The sequence below is a fragment of the Vibrio nereis NBRC 15637 genome (assembly GCF_001591105.1).
Classification (GTDB): Bacteria; Pseudomonadota; Gammaproteobacteria; order Enterobacterales; family Vibrionaceae; genus Vibrio; species Vibrio nereis.
The window spans coordinates 1-19,042 of sequence record NZ_BCUD01000018.1 but is presented as its reverse complement, the minus strand read 5'-3'; the positions used below and the strand labels follow the sequence as shown (position 1 = coordinate 19,042).

At 46.3% G+C, this 19,042-nt stretch carries 18 protein-coding genes; 10 read left to right on the top strand and 8 right to left on the bottom strand.

From position 1 onward, the window contains the following. Window positions 1–20: 20 nt before the first annotated feature. The 4 genes from VNE01S_RS15650 to ylqF all read right to left on the bottom strand — a co-directional run bounded on the left by VNE01S_RS15650 (window position 21) and on the right by ylqF (window position 4,961). Entirely contained in the window at window positions 21–983 is a 963-nt protein-coding gene (locus tag VNE01S_RS15650; RefSeq protein WP_053394656.1) for a TDT family transporter, read from the bottom strand. Window positions 984–1,094: 111 nt separating this feature from the next. Then, window positions 1,095–2,498, bottom strand: a complete 1,404-nt coding sequence (gene clcA / locus VNE01S_RS15645) for a H(+)/Cl(-) exchange transporter ClcA (RefSeq protein WP_053394657.1) — start codon at window positions 2,496–2,498, stop codon at window positions 1,095–1,097. 425 nt (window positions 2,499–2,923) lie between these two features. Then, window positions 2,924–3,901 carry a CobW family GTP-binding protein gene (locus VNE01S_RS15640; RefSeq protein WP_053395103.1) on the bottom strand — a complete coding sequence of 326 codons (978 nt, stop codon included), beginning with the start codon at window positions 3,899–3,901 and terminating at the stop codon, window positions 2,924–2,926. 115 nt (window positions 3,902–4,016) lie between these two features. Next, window positions 4,017–4,961 (bottom strand): ribosome biogenesis GTPase YlqF, encoded by a 945-nt coding sequence (ylqF, locus tag VNE01S_RS15635; protein ID WP_053394658.1) that lies wholly within the window; start codon window positions 4,959–4,961, stop codon window positions 4,017–4,019. 207 nt (window positions 4,962–5,168) lie between these two features. Between ylqF and VNE01S_RS15630 the strand changes: the two genes are divergently transcribed. Beyond that, window positions 5,169–5,906: an alpha/beta fold hydrolase gene (locus VNE01S_RS15630; protein ID WP_053394659.1), complete on the top strand. Its 738-nt coding sequence runs from the start codon at window positions 5,169–5,171 to the stop codon at window positions 5,904–5,906. Window positions 5,907–6,092: 186 nt separating this feature from the next. Beyond that, window positions 6,093–6,470 carry a VOC family protein gene (locus tag VNE01S_RS15625; protein ID WP_053394660.1) on the top strand — a complete coding sequence of 126 codons (378 nt, stop codon included), beginning with the start codon at window positions 6,093–6,095 and terminating at the stop codon, window positions 6,468–6,470. Between the two features lie 132 nt (window positions 6,471–6,602). On the opposite strand, the gene VNE01S_RS15620 is transcribed toward VNE01S_RS15625, so the two are convergent. Further along, window positions 6,603–6,962, bottom strand: a complete 360-nt coding sequence (locus VNE01S_RS15620; protein ID WP_053394661.1) for a hypothetical protein — start codon at window positions 6,960–6,962, stop codon at window positions 6,603–6,605. Window positions 6,963–7,123: 161 nt separating this feature from the next. On the opposite strand from VNE01S_RS15620, the gene VNE01S_RS15615 reads away from it, so the two are divergent. The 3 genes from VNE01S_RS15615 (at window position 7,124) to VNE01S_RS15605 (ending at window position 9,008) form a co-directional block, all read left to right on the top strand. Beyond that, window positions 7,124–7,651, top strand: a complete 528-nt coding sequence (locus VNE01S_RS15615) for a DUF2975 domain-containing protein (protein ID WP_053394662.1) — start codon at window positions 7,124–7,126, stop codon at window positions 7,649–7,651. Window positions 7,652–7,662: 11 nt separating this feature from the next. Next, window positions 7,663–7,887, top strand: coding sequence for a helix-turn-helix domain-containing protein (locus VNE01S_RS15610; protein WP_053394663.1), 225 nt, complete (start codon window positions 7,663–7,665; stop codon window positions 7,885–7,887). Window positions 7,888–8,081: 194 nt separating this feature from the next. Then, on the top strand, window positions 8,082–9,008 hold the full coding sequence (locus tag VNE01S_RS15605; RefSeq protein ID WP_053394664.1) for a LysR substrate-binding domain-containing protein: 927 nt from the start codon (window positions 8,082–8,084) through the stop codon (window positions 9,006–9,008). 77 nt (window positions 9,009–9,085) lie between these two features. Here VNE01S_RS15605 and VNE01S_RS15600 read toward each other — a convergent pair whose 3' ends face one another. Next, a complete protein-coding gene (locus tag VNE01S_RS15600) occupies window positions 9,086–10,816 on the bottom strand; it encodes a BCCT family transporter (RefSeq protein ID WP_053394665.1) in 1,731 nt (576 codons plus the stop codon). 320 nt (window positions 10,817–11,136) lie between these two features. On the opposite strand from VNE01S_RS15600, the gene VNE01S_RS15595 reads away from it, so the two are divergent. The 5 genes from VNE01S_RS15595 to VNE01S_RS15575 all read left to right on the top strand — a co-directional run bounded on the left by VNE01S_RS15595 (window position 11,137) and on the right by VNE01S_RS15575 (window position 17,014). Then, window positions 11,137–12,324: an aromatic ring-hydroxylating oxygenase subunit alpha gene (locus VNE01S_RS15595; protein ID WP_053394666.1), complete on the top strand. Its 1,188-nt coding sequence runs from the start codon at window positions 11,137–11,139 to the stop codon at window positions 12,322–12,324. Window position 12,325: 1 nt separating this feature from the next. Next, the gene (locus VNE01S_RS15590) at window positions 12,326–13,762 is read left to right on the top strand and encodes an aldehyde dehydrogenase family protein (RefSeq protein WP_053394667.1); all 1,437 of its coding nucleotides are present in this window, start codon (window positions 12,326–12,328) and stop codon (window positions 13,760–13,762) included. A gap of 142 nt (window positions 13,763–13,904) precedes the next feature. Further along, the gene (locus VNE01S_RS15585; RefSeq protein ID WP_053394668.1) at window positions 13,905–15,338 is read left to right on the top strand and encodes an FAD-dependent oxidoreductase; all 1,434 of its coding nucleotides are present in this window, start codon (window positions 13,905–13,907) and stop codon (window positions 15,336–15,338) included. A 12-nt stretch (window positions 15,339–15,350) separates the two neighbouring features. Beyond that, entirely contained in the window at window positions 15,351–16,667 is a 1,317-nt protein-coding gene (locus VNE01S_RS15580) for an NAD(P)/FAD-dependent oxidoreductase (protein WP_053394669.1), read from the top strand. Next, window positions 16,664–17,014 carry a EutQ-related cupin domain-containing protein gene (locus tag VNE01S_RS15575; RefSeq protein ID WP_053394670.1) on the top strand — a complete coding sequence of 117 codons (351 nt, stop codon included), beginning with the start codon at window positions 16,664–16,666 and terminating at the stop codon, window positions 17,012–17,014. Before VNE01S_RS15580 ends, VNE01S_RS15575 begins: the two co-directional genes overlap by 4 nt. A 115-nt stretch (window positions 17,015–17,129) precedes the next feature. Here VNE01S_RS15575 and VNE01S_RS15570 read toward each other — a convergent pair whose 3' ends face one another. Continuing rightward, window positions 17,130–17,513 carry a diacylglycerol kinase gene (locus tag VNE01S_RS15570; RefSeq protein WP_053394671.1) on the bottom strand — a complete coding sequence of 128 codons (384 nt, stop codon included), beginning with the start codon at window positions 17,511–17,513 and terminating at the stop codon, window positions 17,130–17,132. Between the two features lie 15 nt (window positions 17,514–17,528). After that, window positions 17,529–19,042, bottom strand: a 1,514-nt coding sequence (locus VNE01S_RS15565; RefSeq protein ID WP_061781654.1) for a phosphoethanolamine transferase, incomplete at its 5' end; no start/stop codon positions are given.

Here is a 19,042-nt window from a genome sequence, read left to right as displayed (position 1 = left end):
TCTTCTCAACATAACGAAAGTTATGCTGTTTTCTGTGTGTTAAATATTTCAGGCCAGTACATTCTTACGTACCCGACCGATACCCAAATCACTAGGCCAGTCGCGATGCTCAATTCAAAAATGCCAAATTTGTGCATCCAGTGCCACTGCGGGTAACTCTCAGAGAAAAAGCTGGTGAGTCGAAACATAGCAATAGCACTAATGACGGATGGAAATGTGACCGCTGCAATAGAAGGTTGGAACTTAAGCCGTAGCAAGCGTATGTAGCACAGATAGATAAGCAAGGTCATTGTTACTGCAATGCCAGCCAAGGCGCCGGTCAGAATTGGATCCGGCTGCTCCACATTCACTAAGTAGGCGGCAAGGGTCAGATTGATTGGGGCCGCCATAATAGCGAGGGTAGGTCGCGCTTTTTGCGGAAGCATTCCTTCAAAGACCAAGCGGTACAAAACCAGCGGCAGCATAAAGAAGTAAATAGTAATGCAGGTATTAACAACCGTTTCAGAAAGGACAGAATGGCCGAGCTGAGTGCCCGCTAGCGAACTGCTTATCAAACCCACCGGATATAAAAACCAGCTGGGAACAATATTAGCGATTCTGAAGTTCATCAGTTGAAAACCGAAAAATAGCACCATCATGGTCAGGTGTAAGAGTAGCGATGCAAACCATAAAGGGTAGGCGATAATCGGTGCGATAACGGCGAGATAATCACATAAAATCAGCAGCGCCATGCTCATTGGAGCCATTAAGCTGCCACTGAGTGGATGGCGAATGTCGGTAATAAACGCGTTAAAACTGGTTAGGTACTTAATGAGGACGGGGAGTAAAAGGACAGCACCAAGACCTGCGAGAAATGGCCGAAGCGGAATACCAATTTCAGGTACGTATAGCGCCCATGCTTGTGCTAAACCAATCACACCCAGTGCAAGTGCGGCCTGAGAAGGAGGCACACTTTGAAATTGTATTAACCGTCTCCAGTTCAATGATCTATCCCTGCTACCTATCGAACAAATACTCTAAAAACAGGCAAGTATAGGTTCTTGCCAGCAATTAAACTGGCGCAGATGATAGCAAGCCAAACGGTTGCTATGCAATTAGCATTTAGATTCGTCGGGCAGGTCTTTCTGCCTTAACTTCTCATTTTTCAATGTTCTATGTAACAACTGGCTATAAATAGGCTGACCACCGAGCATTTGTGCAAAGATAACCGCGCCTAAGCAAGTGATGATGAGTGGTAATATCAGGTAGTAGTTGTTGGTCATTTCAATGACTAACAGGATTCCAGTAATGGGCGCTCGTACCGTTGCTGCAAATAGGGCGCCCATTCCAGCAATAGCAAACATACCAGGATCAATCATTAGTTCTGGTAATAGTCCTTTGGCAATCAAGCCAAACGCGTAACCGAACAAGGTGCCAAGGGCTAACATTGGCGCAAATATTCCGCCTGGTGCACCAGAGCCAAAACAAATCAGTGTAGTGGCGATACGTGCAAAAAATAGGATAAGAAGGAACCCAGCCGAGTAACCGCCATTGGTGATGGTTGGAATAAGCCCAATACCACCACCTGTGACTTCAGGTAAGTACAGTAGAGTAATGCCGAAACAGCCACCGATGATACTGCCGATGAGCAGATAACGCTTTCTGTCGTGGTTATGCAGTTTGACAAAAATATCCTGCGACAACGTCACTAGGCGATTAAAGACAACCCCAAACACACCAAACATAATGCCGAGCAACAGAAATAGACTGAGTGCAGGCAGTTCTGGCGGTTGGTATTGGGGCATGGTGATCACGGCGTCTTGGCCGTTGATACTACGAAAAACAATATTGGCAGAGATGGCAGAAATGATCACCGCTTTAATTGAAATCAGGGAGTAACGAAACTGGGGGCGCATCTCTTCTACCACAAACATTATGCCTGCAAGGGGAGCATTAAATGCGGCAGCTAAGCCAGCGGCTGCACCAGATGCCAGTAGTGAATGCCTAGTGTCATCGTTCTTTACGCGAAATATATCAGTGACCATCCTCCCTATGGCGCCACCCATTTGAACCGTTGGCCCTTCGCGTCCGAGCACCATGCCTGAACCAAGTGCGCCCATACCACCGAAAAATTTTACAGGCAGAACTCGCCACCAACGAACAGGGCGAATGCCATCCATTGCGCCTTCTATTTCAGGAATACCAGAGCCAGCTGCCTCTGGAGCAAAGCGATGCACGAGAAAATAGCCGATAAACGCTAGCGCTGCGCTAATTAAGAAGGCCGCAAGCCAAAGTGGAATCGCACTGGCGATGGCTTCTTTCAGCCAGTCTGTTCGACGTTCAGAGACAAAGTGCACGGCCAGCTCGAATAACGTGCCGACAAAGCCAGCCAATATGCCAACCGCCAAGGATAGAAGTAAAACGGATACAGGCGTTTTATCTTTGGAGAGAAATTGATTAATAGCATCCTTTGGCATTGCTGCAATCAGGGATAAATTAATTTTCTCTCTCTTAGACATAAAAAAGTGCGCCTCGAACGTTTAATTAGCAATGTGTGATATGCGGAAAATTATACGCTTGTGTAGTCTTAACCATAGCGACAAGAATGGAATATTGATTTCCAGATTTGACCTGATGGTGAGCATTTAAACGGCGTGAAGTAGGGAATGGTGAAAAAGCAGGAAACTCAGCGATCAGAACTGAAAGCAAAGCTTGCATAATTTCGAATTTGAACCATAGTTAAAGTGTAAGGCGATCTGAACCAACCCGCATGGAGGAATTGCTGCCTTACCTACAATTTGGATGGATTCAAAAAGAAAAATATTTATATCCTCGTTTGTTGTCAGAGAGCATCTACAGACTTCTGATTCGCAAACTCACGATTGAGTAACGAGGGATAAGGCGCACTTCAGTGGTGCGCCTTTTGTCGTTTAGGGACAAGAGGTTAAGAGAGGTTAGAAATCTGCTTCAGTATCAATTCCAGTTCGTCCCAAGGTAAAAGTTGGCAGTCGATAACTTCTAAACGGCTTTCAAATCCATCCAGTGACATTTCATTGACCGACACAACACCATTGCTGACATTAAAGGCGTAGCAGCCATTGGTGGTGTTCATCACACCTTTTACGCGCTCCGCCGTGATGTCGGAAAGCACCGAGAACAAATCATCAAAATTAAAAGTGACTTCTGCACCAAAGATCCAACCACAGCTAAAGTAACCCTGGCCTTTGTTCTCTTTGCGAATCAGCTGCTGGTTTGGTGGCAGTTGAAACTGCGGTTCCATCTCTGCATGTTCGTGGTGGTGGTTTTCAACCGAAGATGACGGAGATTCATCTCGGCGGTGGGTATCCAGCAATTCGATAGGGAAGCGACCTTGTTTTACCAATTGGCTAAAAATTTTCGGCGGTGTTTGATCCGTTATCCAATCGCTAAAGGCATCAATATCGCTTACGTGGCACTCGTCAACTTTGTTACCAATAACAATATCTGAAATAGCCAGTTGCTCATTGAAGTTCTGATTCTCAACATATTTAGGCTTAGACAGATTGCGAGGGTCAACCAAACCAATGGTCGCTCTCAAATCAATATAGTCTTTAAACTGCGCTGAATTTAATGTTGCTAACACTTTGTGCGCATGGCCCAAACCAGTGGGTTCAACAATCAGTCTGTCTGGGTTAGTGCGAAGCAAAGCCGTAATCGCAACCGACATTGGTACTCCAGCCGCACAGCACATGCATCCGCCAGGCACCTCTTTGATTAACGCACCTTGTTCGGTCATCATTGCGCCATCAATACCAATTTCACCAAATTCATTCACCAGAACGGCCCAGTTTTCGTTTTCTGGTTTTTCTTTCAGTAGATTCAGAATTGCGGTGGTTTTCCCTGTGCCTAAAAAGCCAGTGATGATATTGGTTGGAACTCTCATGAATACGCTCTCGTGGTTAATGTCCTTTGCGATAATATAGCAAATATCTTTATGAAACATAGAGAAAGAAAAGGGCGACTATTCTGTCGCCCTTATAGATCAAATAGTGCAGAAACTATCGCTTATTCTTCAAGTAACGCTTGCGACGTTCTTCTTTCTTCTTCGCTTTCTCTTCCGCTTTCCGTGCAGCTTCAATTTCGACTTCGATAAGCTCTTGAGTGATCATTTCTGGTAACTCAAGCGTCAATTGGCCTAGTGTGCCGTTGCGAAGTTCATGTAGCAGAATCTCTGAACATTTATGCAAATCGACACGTCCACCAGCGCGAAGTGCACCACGGCGGCGGCCAATTTCTTCCATCAATTCAATGTCTGATTCTGGAAGATCGTCAATTTGATAACGCTCTTTAAGACGCTCAGGGTACGCTTTGGCTAAATATTCAACCGTGTAGAAGGCGACTTCATCGTATTCCATTGCGGTATCTTTCACCGCGCCAGTTGCCGCAAGGCGGAAGCCACTGTGTGGGTTTTCAACTTTTGGCCACAAAATTCCTGGAGTGTCGGAAAGCACAATGCCATTTTGCAGGTTAATACGTTGCTGACGACGAGTTACCGCCGGTTGGTTACCCGTTTGAGCGATAACACGGCCTGCTAGCGTATTGATGATGGTCGATTTGCCCACGTTTGGAATGCCCATGATCATGGTGCGAATGTTTTTGCCGATCTCTTCACGGTGCGGTGCAAGCTTACGACACAGTTCTAGGATTTTATGGACTTCCTGAGGGTTAGATGTGGTAATGGCCATCGCTTTCACGTTCTTCTCTTGCTCGAAGTGCTCAATCCACAATTGAGTCAATTCTGGGTCGGCAAGGTCACGTTTATTTAGCACCTTAACAACGGGCTTTTCACCACGCAGTTGAGAAATCATCGGGTTTTCACTACTGAAAGGGATGCGCGCATCTAAAACTTCAATAATGACATCAACTTGTGGGATGGCTTCTTCAATTTCTTTACGGGCTTTATGCATGTGCCCAGGAAACCATTGAATTGTGTTGTTAACCATTTGAAAATATTGCCTTTTTGTTTAATGGTTGTGCTGGATAAATAGTGAAAAGCTAAGCGAGGATGAGATAAAACTCTATCAATGTCCGGCTTTACCAGCGTTTATCGTCAGATTTTACCATCATACGCAATATGAGGAAAAATTTAATATCATCTAATATACCAAGCATTAAACGGAGCGATTTCTATTGAATCGCGGTGTTGTTCTATGAGGCCTAAAATTGTCTTAATTCGGGGATTGTTTCGCGGCAAGTTTCATTGGGGTACTTTCTTAGATCACCTGCAAGCTACTTTTCCCGACAAGCAGATCCTCTGTTTAGATATCCCCGGAGTAGGTGAGAGGACTAGCGAGCTTTCGCCTTGCTCTATCGAGGGAATGGTTGAAAGCCTTCGCACACAACTGGACTTAACCTCACCAGTTGATGTGGTTTCTATCTCAATGGGTGGCATGATTGGTCTGAAATGGGCAGAAATGTACCCTAGTGAAATAGATAGGTTAGTTTGTATTAATACCAGTAGCAGAGGTGCCAGCCCTTTTTACTACCGTTTAAAACCCAATAACTATGTCAATTTGCTGCTGGCGTTGATCGTTTCAGCACCCACTAGAGAATTGCTGAACTACCAGATGCTATCGAATCAAGCCTTGAGGCAGGATATTTTAGATGCGTGGGTATTACTTGATCAAAAATATCCAATGCGAAAGATTAACTTTTTTCGGCAACTCTATGCTGCTATGTGGTTTAAGGCCACCTTGCCCGAATGTGAGCTGTTTTTTGTCTCATCGACTCAAGATTCCATGGTGGATTACCGCGCGACGCAAGCGTTGGCTAAGCAATGGAATGCCAATCTTATTATCAATGAACAAGACGGACACGACATCCCTTTAGATAACCCAATATGGCTATGTGAGAAGTTAAGCCACTGCTTTAACCGAGAGCGCGGTTGAGCATCGCGATATGAGTGTGAGTTAAGGGTTTATTTGCGGCTGTTATTAAATGATTGGATGTTATTGATGTTAATGATGTGTATATGAGGTTTGACAAAATAGAAACGTTTTTTGAGTTTTTAACCTAGACACTCAACCTAAACCTCTTATACAGTATTTGCTAATTTACTTAACGAGGGTTGTTTAATGTTTAGTCACGTAATGCTTGGTTCGGATGATGTAGAGCAGTCAAAGAAATTTTATGATGCAGTGATGGCAGTGCTAGGCCACAAGGAAGGGATCATTGATGAGAAAGGGCGCTGCCTTTACTTAACGGAATCTGGTGTACTGGCGTTGACTAACCCTATTAACGGTGAGTCTGCAAGTCACGGTAATGGCATGACAATTGGCTTTGCGGCAAGCAGTCCAGAAATCGTAGATGCTTGGCATGCTGCGGGCGTTGCAAATGGCGGTACCGCGATTGAAAATCCACCGGGCGTTCGTGAGTCAGGCAGCCGCAAAATGTACCTTGCTTACCTGCGTGACCCACACGGCAACAAGTTGTGTGCGACTCACTTTATGTAATGCAACACAGCTAAGTTAACCATTACAAAGTTAACAATGAAAAAAGCCAGAGATTGACTCTCTGGCTTTTCTATTTTATCTGCTCAACATCGCATCCAGCGTTAAGTTTTCCTTTAGGTTTTCAGTTTTTTATTAGTCTAAATCCCAATTGAACCCCGCCCCAAAGCTGCCATCAGGCTTAGACTTGAAATAGGTTTTCACATCCGATTGTGGCATCTCTCGAACGTAGCATTTGGTGCCATTCGAAGTCATGAAATCAGAGCCGGTATATCTATCATTCAAACAATCACTTTTACCATACCAGTCGTTATTTGGTTTGTAGTGCTGATTATGATTATGGTGGTGATTGTACGTATAGGTGTTGCCATTTGCTGAGTATTTGTCATGAAACTCATACACTTTACCTATATCACCAACAAAAGGAGATTTGGCTAAACATAGGCTGGCGAATAGTGAACTAAGAGAAAAAACAATAGCGCGTTTAATAAACATAATGACCTCAATAGAAAAGTCTTAACTGGATTTGAGCGGCTAAAGTACTCGCATATGATATTTAAATCAATAAAAACTTATCGTAAAACGATAAGTTTTTATTGAAAAGTAATGGTGATGAGGATTAAACTAGAGCCTCAAACAAGCTCATAGGTATATCCATGTCACAACAATCTATTAGTCAATTTAGTCGTAAGTTGCTTATTCTTTTCTGGTTTTCACTGATCTTCGTTGCGGTTTTAAATACGGCATTTTGGTTTGGTGCAACGCTATTCGATGCCACTTGGTTTGACGCCTCGTTCCCTGTTCCCGTCGAGCTGCCTTTATCTTTAACTCGTTCTTTGGTTGGTTTTATACCAAGCATGCTGAATACGTTTTTGACGATGGCGCTTTTATGGCAGCTCATTGTACTGTTTCGTTTATATGCGAAAGGGCATATATTCGACCCGCTAAATACCCAGTGTTATAAAAAGCTCAGCTACCTGCTGATCGCGACACCTTTTGTGGGCATCATTGCAGACGTATTACTGACTTTGGCGCTCTCATACACTGATGGCCATTGGGAGTTCTTCTTTTACGTTGATGATGTTGATGTGACCATGATGATTATTGGTTTTATTGTTCGATTTATCGCGGTGGTTATGGATAGAGCCAACCAACTTCAAGACGAAAATGAGCTCACTATTTAGATGGAACGAAGATGGCAATTGTAGTTAATCTTGATGTAATGCTGGCAAAGAGAAAAATGCGTTCAAACGAACTTGCCAAGCTTATCGGGATCACCGAACAGAACTTATCAATATTAAAAAATGGCCGAGCCAAAGCGGTAAAACTCGCCACTTTGGAAGCCATCTGTAAACACCTAGATTGTCAACCAGGCGATATCTTAGAATACGCGCCAAGCGATGATGAAAGTAGTGATTGATAAGGCTGTGAATCAGTCAAATACTCCAAGCCAGAGCATGAATGCTCTGGCTTTTTTTGTTATGACTAATCTCTCTTTTCTTAACATTATTAATTGTTGTTTTTCACAATTAACCCAGAATGGCGCTATTCCACGCGCAACGCTAGATTGCCGGGAACTAAAATAATTACAAAAGTTGCCTTACTGGAAGAAACATGAAAATCAAACCACTCCCGCCTTTAAATAGCTTGGTGGCTTTCGAAGCATCTGCTCGACACCTAAGCTTTACCCTTGCGGCAGAAGAGCTCAGCGTGACACAAGGCGCCATAAGCCGACAAATTCGACAGTTAGAAGAGTACCTCGGCAAAGCCATGTTCACCCGAGCAAACCGCAGTATCAACTTAACCCCAACGGGTCTGCAATATTACCAATCGATCAGCCAATCTTTGCTCGATATTGCTCAAATCACTGGCGAAGTGAAAAAATGGCAAGGTGAACAAAAAATCACGGTCGCGACCACCAACGCAATGGCGGCCTTATGGCTACTTCCTAAAGTGGCGGAATTTCAAAACGAACACGATGACATTGATATTCGCATCTTGGCTTCAGACAACATCCTCGATTTGCGCCGTTTAGATTGCGATATCGCGCTGTTTTATTGCCGCACGCCTCCTGCGGAAATGGAAGTCACCACGCTTTTTTCCGAAGAAGTGTTTCCTGTTTGTAGCCCTCTTTATATGGATAAGATCGGTAACCCGACCGAAGCCGAAGAGGTTTTCAGCAAAACCTTACTTTATTTGGAAGAGTCCCAACGAGATTGGGTGAACTGGGAGCAGTGGTTTAGCGGGGTAGGGTTACCTAATATCACTCCACGAAACCGGATGAACATTAATAACTACCCAATGCTGCTGCAAGCGGCAATCAACGGCCAAGGTATTGCTTTGGCTTGGGGATCGCTGGTGGACGATTATCTGCAAAGCGGTGCGTTGGTGAGACCAGTCGAACAGGTACTTTCGACCCCTTCAAAATTTTCGATGCTAGAGCCGAAAGGAAGAGGATTAGTGCCTGCCAGTGTTAAACGCTTTCGCGAATGGTTACTGCAACAACTGCCGGATGAAGTGGGCGATAAGGGGTTAGTCTAGGTATTTGCGGCTTGGTAAGAAGCAAGAAATGAAAAAGCGGGAAGCTCTCTTCCCGCTTTGTTATTGAATGATATGGTTTAAGTCAGTGCCGGTTTTTGTTCTAAGACACTGCCTTGTTCTGTTTCCATTTCTGGCTGTACTGTAGCGCCAACCTTTGCTTCAACCAGTGGCTCGACAGGACCATCTAGCTTATCTTGCTCTGGGTGTACGTGCTCAGGAAGCATCGCCCAAGGTTTAGGTTCGCGGCGGATACTATGGAACAGCGTTAGGCTCATGACAGATATAAAGATCGCGATAGGGAAGCCCGCAATAATAGAGGCAGTCTGCATCGCTTTTAAGCCTCCCGCATACAGCAGTACGCCTGCAATGGCCGCAATCATAATGCCCCACAGTACACGAATGGATTTGGGTGGTTCGCTGTCACCTGCGGCATCTAATGTACACAAAACCAATGTTCCAGAGTCCGCAGAGGTAATGAAGTAGGTCCCAAGTAGCATACAAGCTAGCACACTGAGCAGTTTACCAAACGTACCTGTATCGAGATTATCGAATAGGGTAAACAGCGCACGCGTGGTGTCTGCTTTGGTCGCTTCTAGAATAGGGCCACCGGTAAATGGTGCTGGCGCTGCTTGATTTGCTTCTTGCGCGGCAACCACTTGAGCTTCATGTGCGACGCGTGCATTTTGTTCAACTTTTAGCGCCGCGCCACCGAAGACAGAAATCCATAAGAAGGTGATCAGTGTCGGTACAATCAAAGCACCACCAATCAATTCACGAATGGTACGGCCTTTGGAAATACGCGCGATAAACATGCCCACGAACGGTGCCCACGTCATCCACCAAGGCCAGTAGTATGCTGTCCACCAGTTTTGCCAGCCCGAGTCATTCTGTGTGTCACTCCAAAGGCTCATACCGACAATATTCTGCGCATACAAGCCAGTGCTTTCTAGCAAAGTATTGAGAATGTAGCGCGTTGGGCCGATGTAAAGCACAACCAGAACTAGCATAAGTGATAGCAGCATGTTCCATTCTGACAAGCGGCGAATACCTTTACCCACGCCCGAGAGAACGGATGCAACTGCACAGGTGCACAAAGCCACAATAATAAATAATTGCGTACCTAAACCGATACCTAAACCGAAGGCTTGATTCAGGCCAGAGTTAATTTGAATAACCCCCATGCCTAGTGTTTGTGAAATACCGAATGCGGTCACTGCAACCGTTAGGATATCTACGGTATGACCGATTGGGCCGTAAATTCGATCGCCGATCAAAGGGTGCAAAATAGAGCGGAGTGTAAACGGCAAATCTTTACGGTACGAAAAGTAAGACAGCGCGAGCGCAACAATAATAAAGACAGACCAAGGGTGCAGGCCCCAGTGGAAAAATGTCAGCTTCATTGATGTGGTGGCGGCTTCATTAGTTAACCCTTGTGAAAATGGGTTATCGGCGTAATGCCACATCGGTTCAGCGACTGACCAGAAAATCAAGCCAATACCCATACCGCCAGAAAACAACATGGAAATCCAAGACAGGTAGCTAAACTCTGGTTTTTCATCGTCTTTACTTAAACGAATATGACCGTAACGGCTGACCATTAGGTAGATAAGAAACCCGACAACCAAAGAAACGAGCCCGATATAAAACCACTTCATATTCTGCAAAAGAATACCGGAAATGGTTTCAAAGTACTGACCCGCTTGGTTGGCGAGAATGGCACAGAAAAGTACAAAACCGATCACGACAATCTTCGATGCGATCGTCACAGTCGGGTTGAGTCCTTTCAATATCCCTGATGTTGCTCTCATAGGCGTCCCTCACATTACTTTTGTTAGTTGTGTTATTGATTGTTGCTTTATTGTTAATTTTCGAAAAAGAGTAGAGAGTGCCTAACGCTGTTTCAACTGATTAATACTCATCGATTAATGAGTATTAATCATGCAGTCAATAGTCTTGTCAATTGTGTGGTTATTTTATTGTCCAAGATCAATGCATGGATGACAAAAACTCATCCAAACCCTTCGAAAAAGTCGTTTGTTTGTTGCGAGGTTGTTAATCAATATTGGCATCACTAACACAACACGATGTTGTACGCACTGGATGCAACTCGACTTTCGGAGATAAGAATATGAGCAATGTCAACCAAACCATTATCCCTGTTGAACTTGTTGATAAGGTACTAAACCCGATCAGCGAAGCGACGGGAATGCCAAATGAAGCCTACACAAACGCTGAGTATTTTACGTTTGAGCGTGATCAGGTATTTGGTAACACATGGGTATGTATTGGTTTTGCCTCGGACCTTCTTAAAGAGGGTTACGTGATGCCAGTTGACTTCATGAACCTACCACTATTAATGATGAGAAATCGTCAAGGTGAAGTGCAAGTATTCCACAACGTTTGTAGCCACCGTGGTATGAAACTTGTGCATGAAGCGGGCGAAGTTCAGGGCATGATTCGCTGTCCTTACCACTCATGGACGTACGATCTTGATGGTAACCTAAAAGGCACGCCACATATTGGCGGTATTGCAAAGCATAAGGATGAGCGTTTCAAATGTGAAAAACATGGCTTGAAACCACTACGTTCAGCGGTATGGATGGACATGGTTTTTATTAACCTGTCGGGTGATGCAGCAAGCTTTGAAGAACATATCGCGCCGTTAGAGCAACGCTGGAAAGCCTTCCTAGGTGAAGATGGTATGGGCCTTCTGCGCCGTGTCAACATGGGCGGCAACCTACAAATTGAAGTGAACAGTAACTGGAAGCTGGCCGTAGAAAACTACTGTGAAGCGTACCACCTGCCATGGGTACACCCAAGTTTGAACAGCTACTCGCGCCTAGAAGATCACTACAACATCATGTTTGACGAACGTTTTGCAGGCCAGGGTAGTCTTGCTTACAACTTGTCTGACACGGCGGGTACGCACCTACCAAAATTCCCAAGCTGGCCAGAAGACAAACTACGCCACGCAGAATACGTTGCGCTATTCCCGAACGTGCTACTCGGCATTCAGGCAGACCACGCCTTTGCGATGATGATCGAACCAATCAGTGCTGACAAGAGTATCGAACATCTTCGCGTCCTTTATGTTGGCGATGAAGCAACCAAAGACGAATTTGCAGCGTGTCGTACTGCCACGGTTGAATCTTGGCGCGTGGTATTTGGCGAAGATATCGGTGCGGTAGAAGGCATGCAGCAAGGTCGCTACTCACCAGGCTTTGGTGGCGGTGTGTTCTCACCTGAAATGGATGTACCGACACACTTCTTCCAGACCTGGTTAGCGAAACAAGTGAAAGCCGCAATGGAGCAGTAATATGACGCATTACCTTAATTATATTGACGGTGAATGGTGCGATTCAGAGCATTCACTGACCGTTATGAACCCAGGCACCGCCGAAGCGTACGCAACGATTGCAGAAGCCACTATTGCTGATGCAGATCGCGCGATGGCAGCCGCGCGCCGAGTGGTCAATCAAGGCCTACTGTCGGACGTTCGCCCGGCAGTAAGAACGGAGTGGATGCTAAAAGCGGCCGCGGCAATTCGTGAAATGGTTGATGAAGGTGGCCTAGTCGCCTGCCGTGAGAACGGTAAATCTCTGCAAGATGCCAAAGATGAGTTTCTAGAGTCAGCGCGTTACTTCGAATACTACGCGGGCATGGCAGACAAGCTGGAAGGCACGTCAATTCCGTTGGGTAAAGACTATGTTGATTTCACTCAATACGTTCCGTTTGGCGTGTCAGTGCAGATTGTGCCGTGGAATTTCCCAGTCTCTATTTGTGCACGTTCATTAGCGCCTGCATTAGCCGCAGGTAACGCAGTGGTTATTAAGTCGCCAGAGATTTCACCACTTGCCATGACGCTGTTGATTCAAGCGATTGAAAAAGCGGGCTTCCCGAAAGGCACGATTAACCTTCTATGTGGCAAAGGTTCTGTGGTTGGCAGTCACTTGGTTCAGCACCAAGAAGTCGATCAAATCGTCTTTACAGGTTCGGTACCGACAGGTCAACGCATCCTGCAAGATTCAGCGCAACGCGCTACTCCATCGGTGATGGAGCTGGGTGGTAAATCGGCTGCTATCGCACTGAAAGATGCGAACCTCGAAACACTTTTGAAAAGTGTTCAGGTCGGTATTTTCTTTAACGCTGGTCAAGTGTGCTCGGCAATGTCTCGTTTGCTGATTCAAAAAGATCGTTATGAAGAAGTAAAAGCGGCGGTAGTGGAAATGGCAAAAAGCCTAACTATTGGTCAAGGCGAAAGCCAGCCGGACATCACACCGTTGGTATCCGCTGATCAACAAGCGCGCGTGCTTGAAATGATAGAGCAAGCAAAAGCCGACGGCGCGAACATTCTGACGGGTGGCTACGCACCGGATCTATCGGGCTACTTTGTTGCTCCAACAGTGATTGAAGCCACGCCAGATATGCGTATCGCGCAAGAAGAAGTGTTTGGTCCTGTGTTGGTAATTACACCGTTTGAAACCGACCAAGAAGCGATCGAGATCGCGAATGGCACCGACTTTGGCCTAGTGGCGGGTGTTTTTGGTGGAAAGCTAAACCAAACATTACGTGTGGCGCAGCAACTTCGCGGTGGACAAGTGTTCATCAATGAATGGTTTGCTGGTGGCATTGAAACCCCATTTGGTGGCGTAGGTTTGTCCGGTTTTGGACGAGAAAAAGGACAAGAAGCGATTTATAGCTATGTCCAGACGCGCAATATTGCCATTCGTTTGCAGCAAGACGGCGACGTATAGCTACCGTGTAACTTGATTTTCATCACCTCGTACCGACTTGGATTTCAGACCACAAGATCGGGCGAGGTTGATGAAATCGCTACAAACCTGACAGGGGTTTGTAAACACGGGAATTCAGATCAAGGTAGTTGGAGTAAAAGTGATGAAAAAGTGGCTCTGTATTATTTGCGGCTTAATCTATGATGAAGCACAAGGTTGGCCATCCGACGGCATTGCACCGGGAACAGCATGGGAAGACGTACCAGATGACTGGTTATGCCCAGACTGTTTAGTGGGTAAGGCCGATTTTGAAATGATCGAAATCACCGATGATGCGCCAGTAGAAGAGGTTGCTGCAGTGTCTTCGGTATCAGTAGGCTCGGCTGTTCAGCCAAGTACGGCTCAGCCACTTCCATCTGAAGTTACTCAACCTGTATTCTCAACTGACCCTATCGTTATTATTGGCAGTGGTCACAGTGGCTACCAACTTGCGGCCGCGCTTAGGGCACAATCTGCGACGGTTCCGATCACTGTCTTTACCGCCGACGATGGCGCACTGTACAGCAAGCCTGCGTTGTCTAATGCATTGGCCATGAATAAAGACGGCGATGCGCTACAAAGTGAAAGCGCGTTGGAGTGGGAAAACCGCTTGAACATCCGTGTTTACCCGCATACCCGTGTAGAGCAAATCGATCGCGCCAACTCAACCTTGCACACCTCTATTGGCAAATACGCCTATAGCCGCTTGGTATTGGCAGCAGGTGCATCACCGATTGAAATCCCAATTGAAGGTGCTCGCTCTTATGTTGTCAGTGTGAACGACTTGGTTGATTACCGCCGTTTCAGAACTCAGCTACAAGATAAAAAGCGCATCGCGATCCTCGGTGATGGCTTAATTGGCTGTGAGTTTGCGAATGACCTGATCGAAAGCGGCTATGAAGTCACGGTGATTGGTCTCGGGCAATGGCCAATGGAGCGTTTGATCCCGCAACAGTTAGGTGAATCACTACAAAGCGCACTCACTGCTCGCGGCGTACAGTGGGCATTGCAAGACAGTATCGCCAGAATCGACCCTATGTCTGAGTCAAGCGCGGTTCTACATCTAAACAGTGGCATACAGATTGAGGCTGATATAGTGCTAAGCGCGGTTGGTCTTAAGCCAAATGTTTCCCTGGCTGAGCACGCGGGGCTTGAAGTAGGCCGCGGAATTAAAGTGAATCAATTCGGCCAGACGAGTGATGAGAATATTTACTCGCTAGGCGACTGTGTTGAAACCGAGCAAGGTTGGCAACCATATATTGCGCCGATTAATCAAATGATTCCTTCCGTAGCGAAAAGCTTGCTAGGTGATATCACGCCTATCTCTTTAACGCCAACACCAGTGATTGTGAAAACGCCGATCCTTCCTTTAACTATTTTCCCGGTTGCGCCAAATGCACAAGGGCAGTGGTACATCGAACACCAAGGCGATGATCTCACTGCGGGATTTTACTCGCCAGAAGGGGTGATGCTGGGATTCGCTTTGCTTGGACGACAAGTGCAGTCATTGCGTACGCCTTGGATAGAGCAGTTATCACTTAAGCAAACTGCTGCGTAACGGAGAAAGAAGATGATTCATTTACCCAACGATGATGCGACATGTGGTTGGTACCACGCGCTACCAAGTATCCCAGAAAAACCAACATTAAAAGGCAAACAAACCGCTGATTATGTCGTGCTAGGTGCAGGGTTTGCTGGCCTAGCTATGGCAAGACGCCTAGCGGAACACGCGCCGAATGCTCGTATCGTGTTGATTGATGCACAAAGAATCGGCCAAGGCGCGTCGGGGCGTAACTCTGGCTTTGTGATCGACCTGCCGCATAAGTTTTCATTAGAGCACCCAGACCCGGCACATAAGCAAAAGCTGCTGGGGTTAAACCGCTCGGCGATTGCCCAGCTAGATTGTTTGATTAGCAAGCACAGCATTGATTGCCAGTGGTCGGCGAAAGGCAAATATCAGGGAGCTGTTGGGGCACGCGGTGAAGCGTATTTAGACCACTTTGAACACCTAATGAAAGACCTTGGTGAACCATACTTCCACGTTGATGGTAGCGAGCTAGCCAAAGTGCTGGGAACGAACTACTACAGCCGCGCTATTTATACGCCGGGCGGTTATTTAATGCAGCCTGCTGCTCTGGTGCGTGGACTAGGGGAAAGCCTGCCAGATAATGTCGAAGTGTTAGAAAAATCACCAATCCGCAAACTGAGCAAAGAAAACGGCCATTGGGTACTGCATGGTGACGATGGCTTAGTTGAGACCACCGAATTGCTGCTGGGTACCAGTATCTTTACCCGCGAGTTTGGTTACCTAAAAAACCGACTTTTGCCTGTGATGACATTCGCCAGCTGGACACGCCCACTAACTGATGTCGAAATGCAGCGTTATGGCGGCCAATTGAACTGGGGGCTAACCCCTGCTGACCATGCGGGAACCACCTTACGTATGACCGCCGATCGACGCATTTTGATCCGCAATACTTACAAACATGTGCCGAAGTACGGCTCAAGCATGAGCGATAAAGTCAGAGATCAAATTCGCGACGATCATCGTCAAGTCTTTCTGGCGCGTTACCCAGAGCTGGCCGACGTGCCATTCACTCACACATGGGGTGGGGTGTATGCCATCTCGCGTAACTTTACTAACTTCTTTGGTCAGTTGGATGAAGGTGTGTATGCCAGTGCGTGTGATAACGGTGTTGGTGCTGCTTGGGGAACCATTTCGGGCACATTGTTGGCTGACTACGTGATGGGCGCGACCTCCAACTCGCTAGACGATATTCAAAGCGTAACAGGCATGCCGAGCTTGAACCCACCAGAACCTTTCTTAGGTATGGGCGTGAAAAGCCGCATTCAATTAGCGAAATGGCAGAGCCGGAGTGAACTATGAAGCAAGTAAAATTAGTAGACAGTAAAACGTTAGATTTCAATGTACGCGGTGACACGCCAGGAATGGCCTATGTTGCACGTGCGCTTAGCACAGAAATTTCGCCAAATATCGGCGTGGGTTTTGCTAAGTGGGAAGGCGCGAAAGTGGCGTGGACCGTACTGTACGATGAAGTGATTTTTGTGATTGAAGGGTGTTTCGAACTCACTGCAAATGGCGAAACACATTTTGTTCACCCAGGACAAATGCTCTGGATTCCGGAAGGAACCGAGCTGGTTTATGGTGGACATGCACTGTTTGGTTATGTAGTTCATCCAGGAAACTGGAAAGAGCTGCATGGCATAGAGTAACTATCGTTCATTCCCCTTCATTTTGCACAGAGTTACCCACGCCTTATCCGCCATGTGGGTAACTCCTTTTCTTTTACGGTTTAATCATGGTGTTGCTCTAAACAGTGAAAAACCACTAGTCTGCATAGTTGCTCCACAACACGACACCCCAAACCGCTAGCGAGCACACCATACTCAGCAGAACAAGAGCCGAACCAATGTTCTTCGCCACTCCGGAGAGGGTATGAAATTCTAACCCCACTCGGTCTACCACGGCTTCTATTGCGGTATTCACCATCTCAGCGAACAGCACAAAGATCATAGAAAGCATCACAAGTAGCGTATGCAGGGCTGGTAAATCTAGCCAAAATGCGAAAACCGTCAGCGGTACCAGTAGCATTAACTCTTGTTGAAAAGCGGCTTCGTTGCGGCAAAGCCACTTAAAACCGTTGTAACTATGGACAAAGGTATAAATGATACGGTGTATGCCTGTGCGTTTGATGATGACTTCTTGTTGCATTGTATGACAGCCCCATTATGAGTTGAGTGAACAGGTTCGAGTAATATCTAACGCGCTGTTGCGTACAGAGGATTGAATACCATAAAGGCCAAGTAAACTATCAAACACATTATCGTGAGATAGGCTGTTGTTGCTGGCTTTGTCTCTTAGACAGTCGACATTCAGACTTTTTTGCTGCGCGTATTGCTCTGGCAGCCACAGAAGCCAAGGCACCTGAGTTTGTTCTTTAGGTGCAATCGCGTAAGGAGTACCGTGTAAATAGAGGCCGCTTTCACCTAACGATTCACCGTGATCCGAGATATAAGTGAGCATAACGTTATATTCATTAGAGACAGCTTTTAGCTCATTGATCACCTGAGCAAGCACATAATCTGTGTAAGCGAGAGTATTGTCGTAAACATTGACGATCTCGCTGTCATTGCAGTTCTCAATATCGCTACGGTTACACGCGGGCTGAAACGGCGCAATGTTGTCTGGGTAACGTTGCCAATAGGTTGGGCCGTGGCTGCCAATGGTGTGCAATACGAGTAGCTTGTCCTTCACACCGTTGTCGATAAATTGTTTTGCGTCATCCAGCATTGCTGCGTCAAAGCAAGTGTTGCCATTGCAGTCGCTGTCTTTAAGGGAACCGTCAATCGACTTTATCGGCAGCCTTCTGGCTACGCCTTTATCGCCACCATCATTATCGATCCAAAGCACATCCACGCCTGCGTGGTGGATAACATCAAATACATTATCTTGAGCGTGGGCTCGCTGTTTATCATAAGTTTGGCGCGACAGATTCGAAAACATACAAGGTACAGACAGCGCGGTGTACGTTCCGCACGATGACACATCTTGGAAAGAAATTAGCCCCATATCTTCAGTGAAAGGGTTGGTGTTCCTTTCATAGCCGTTGTAAGCAAAATTCATCGCACGTGCGGTTTCACCTAATACCACAACCATCAATGTCGGCTTGCCATTCGGCGCGGGAGTCACTTTTGCATCTTCCCCTTGCACTTTGTAAACCAGCTTTTCAGTCAGGTAATTGCGTTTTAGGTATCTAGTGCCGTTGTATACATGGGCAGGGATAATCATCTTGTTTAGGTAATGATTATTACGACCGACAGAGGCGTAGTCTTTGTAGCTTGTCATGGCGATAAGGCCAATCCCAGCGATCGCAAGCAGAACAATCCCGACGCGAGCTGCAATCTCGCGCAGCCACGTTCGGTGGGGAACAATCTTAACGCTAAAGAGTAAAATCGCCGGAATAACCCCCAAACCAATTAAGTAAAGCAGTGTCGAGGTATTTAAGTAGAACAGTATTTCTGACGAGTTGGTTTCAAAAATACTCTCCATCATGGTCATATCAAATAGGGTTTGGAAATTGACTTGAGCGTAAAGCGCTGCCGCAGAAGAAACCAGCAAAAATGCCATAAACGGCTTAAAGAAATAAGGCCACGCAAAAAGAGAGAAGATAATAATAAACGCGCAGGTAAGGAGGATAGGCGCTGTGTAAGCGAACCAAGGATCAGACACGCCTGCACTTA

Excerpts from the sequence above, each read along its gene's own strand:
- VNE01S_RS15585 (WP_053394668.1), top strand. The coding sequence starts at position 13,905 with ATGAAAAAGTGGCTCTGTATTATTTGCGGCTTAATCTATGATGAAGCA.
- VNE01S_RS15575 (WP_053394670.1), top strand. The coding sequence starts at position 16,664 with ATGAAGCAAGTAAAATTAGTAGACAGTAAAACGTTAGATTTCAATGTA.
- VNE01S_RS15595 (WP_053394666.1), top strand. The coding sequence starts at position 11,137 with ATGAGCAATGTCAACCAAACCATTATCCCTGTTGAACTTGTTGATAAG.
- VNE01S_RS15640 (WP_053395103.1), bottom strand. The coding sequence starts at position 3,901 with ATGAGAGTTCCAACCAATATCATCACTGGCTTTTTAGGCACAGGGAAA.
- clcA (WP_053394657.1), bottom strand. The coding sequence starts at position 2,498 with ATGTCTAAGAGAGAGAAAATTAATTTATCCCTGATTGCAGCAATGCCA.
- VNE01S_RS15605 (WP_053394664.1), top strand. The coding sequence starts at position 8,082 with ATGAAAATCAAACCACTCCCGCCTTTAAATAGCTTGGTGGCTTTCGAA.
- ylqF (WP_053394658.1), bottom strand. The coding sequence starts at position 4,961 with ATGGTTAACAACACAATTCAATGGTTTCCTGGGCACATGCATAAAGCC.
- VNE01S_RS15625 (WP_053394660.1), top strand. The coding sequence starts at position 6,093 with ATGTTTAGTCACGTAATGCTTGGTTCGGATGATGTAGAGCAGTCAAAG.
- VNE01S_RS15610 (WP_053394663.1), top strand. The coding sequence starts at position 7,663 with ATGGCAATTGTAGTTAATCTTGATGTAATGCTGGCAAAGAGAAAAATG.
- VNE01S_RS15615 (WP_053394662.1), top strand. The coding sequence starts at position 7,124 with ATGTCACAACAATCTATTAGTCAATTTAGTCGTAAGTTGCTTATTCTT.
- VNE01S_RS15630 (WP_053394659.1), top strand. The coding sequence starts at position 5,169 with ATGAGGCCTAAAATTGTCTTAATTCGGGGATTGTTTCGCGGCAAGTTT.
- VNE01S_RS15590 (WP_053394667.1), top strand. The coding sequence starts at position 12,326 with ATGACGCATTACCTTAATTATATTGACGGTGAATGGTGCGATTCAGAG.
- VNE01S_RS15570 (WP_053394671.1), bottom strand. The coding sequence starts at position 17,513 with ATGCAACAAGAAGTCATCATCAAACGCACAGGCATACACCGTATCATT.
- VNE01S_RS15600 (WP_053394665.1), bottom strand. The coding sequence starts at position 10,816 with ATGAGAGCAACATCAGGGATATTGAAAGGACTCAACCCGACTGTGACG.
- VNE01S_RS15580 (WP_053394669.1), top strand. The coding sequence starts at position 15,351 with ATGATTCATTTACCCAACGATGATGCGACATGTGGTTGGTACCACGCG.
- VNE01S_RS15620 (WP_053394661.1), bottom strand. The coding sequence starts at position 6,962 with ATGTTTATTAAACGCGCTATTGTTTTTTCTCTTAGTTCACTATTCGCC.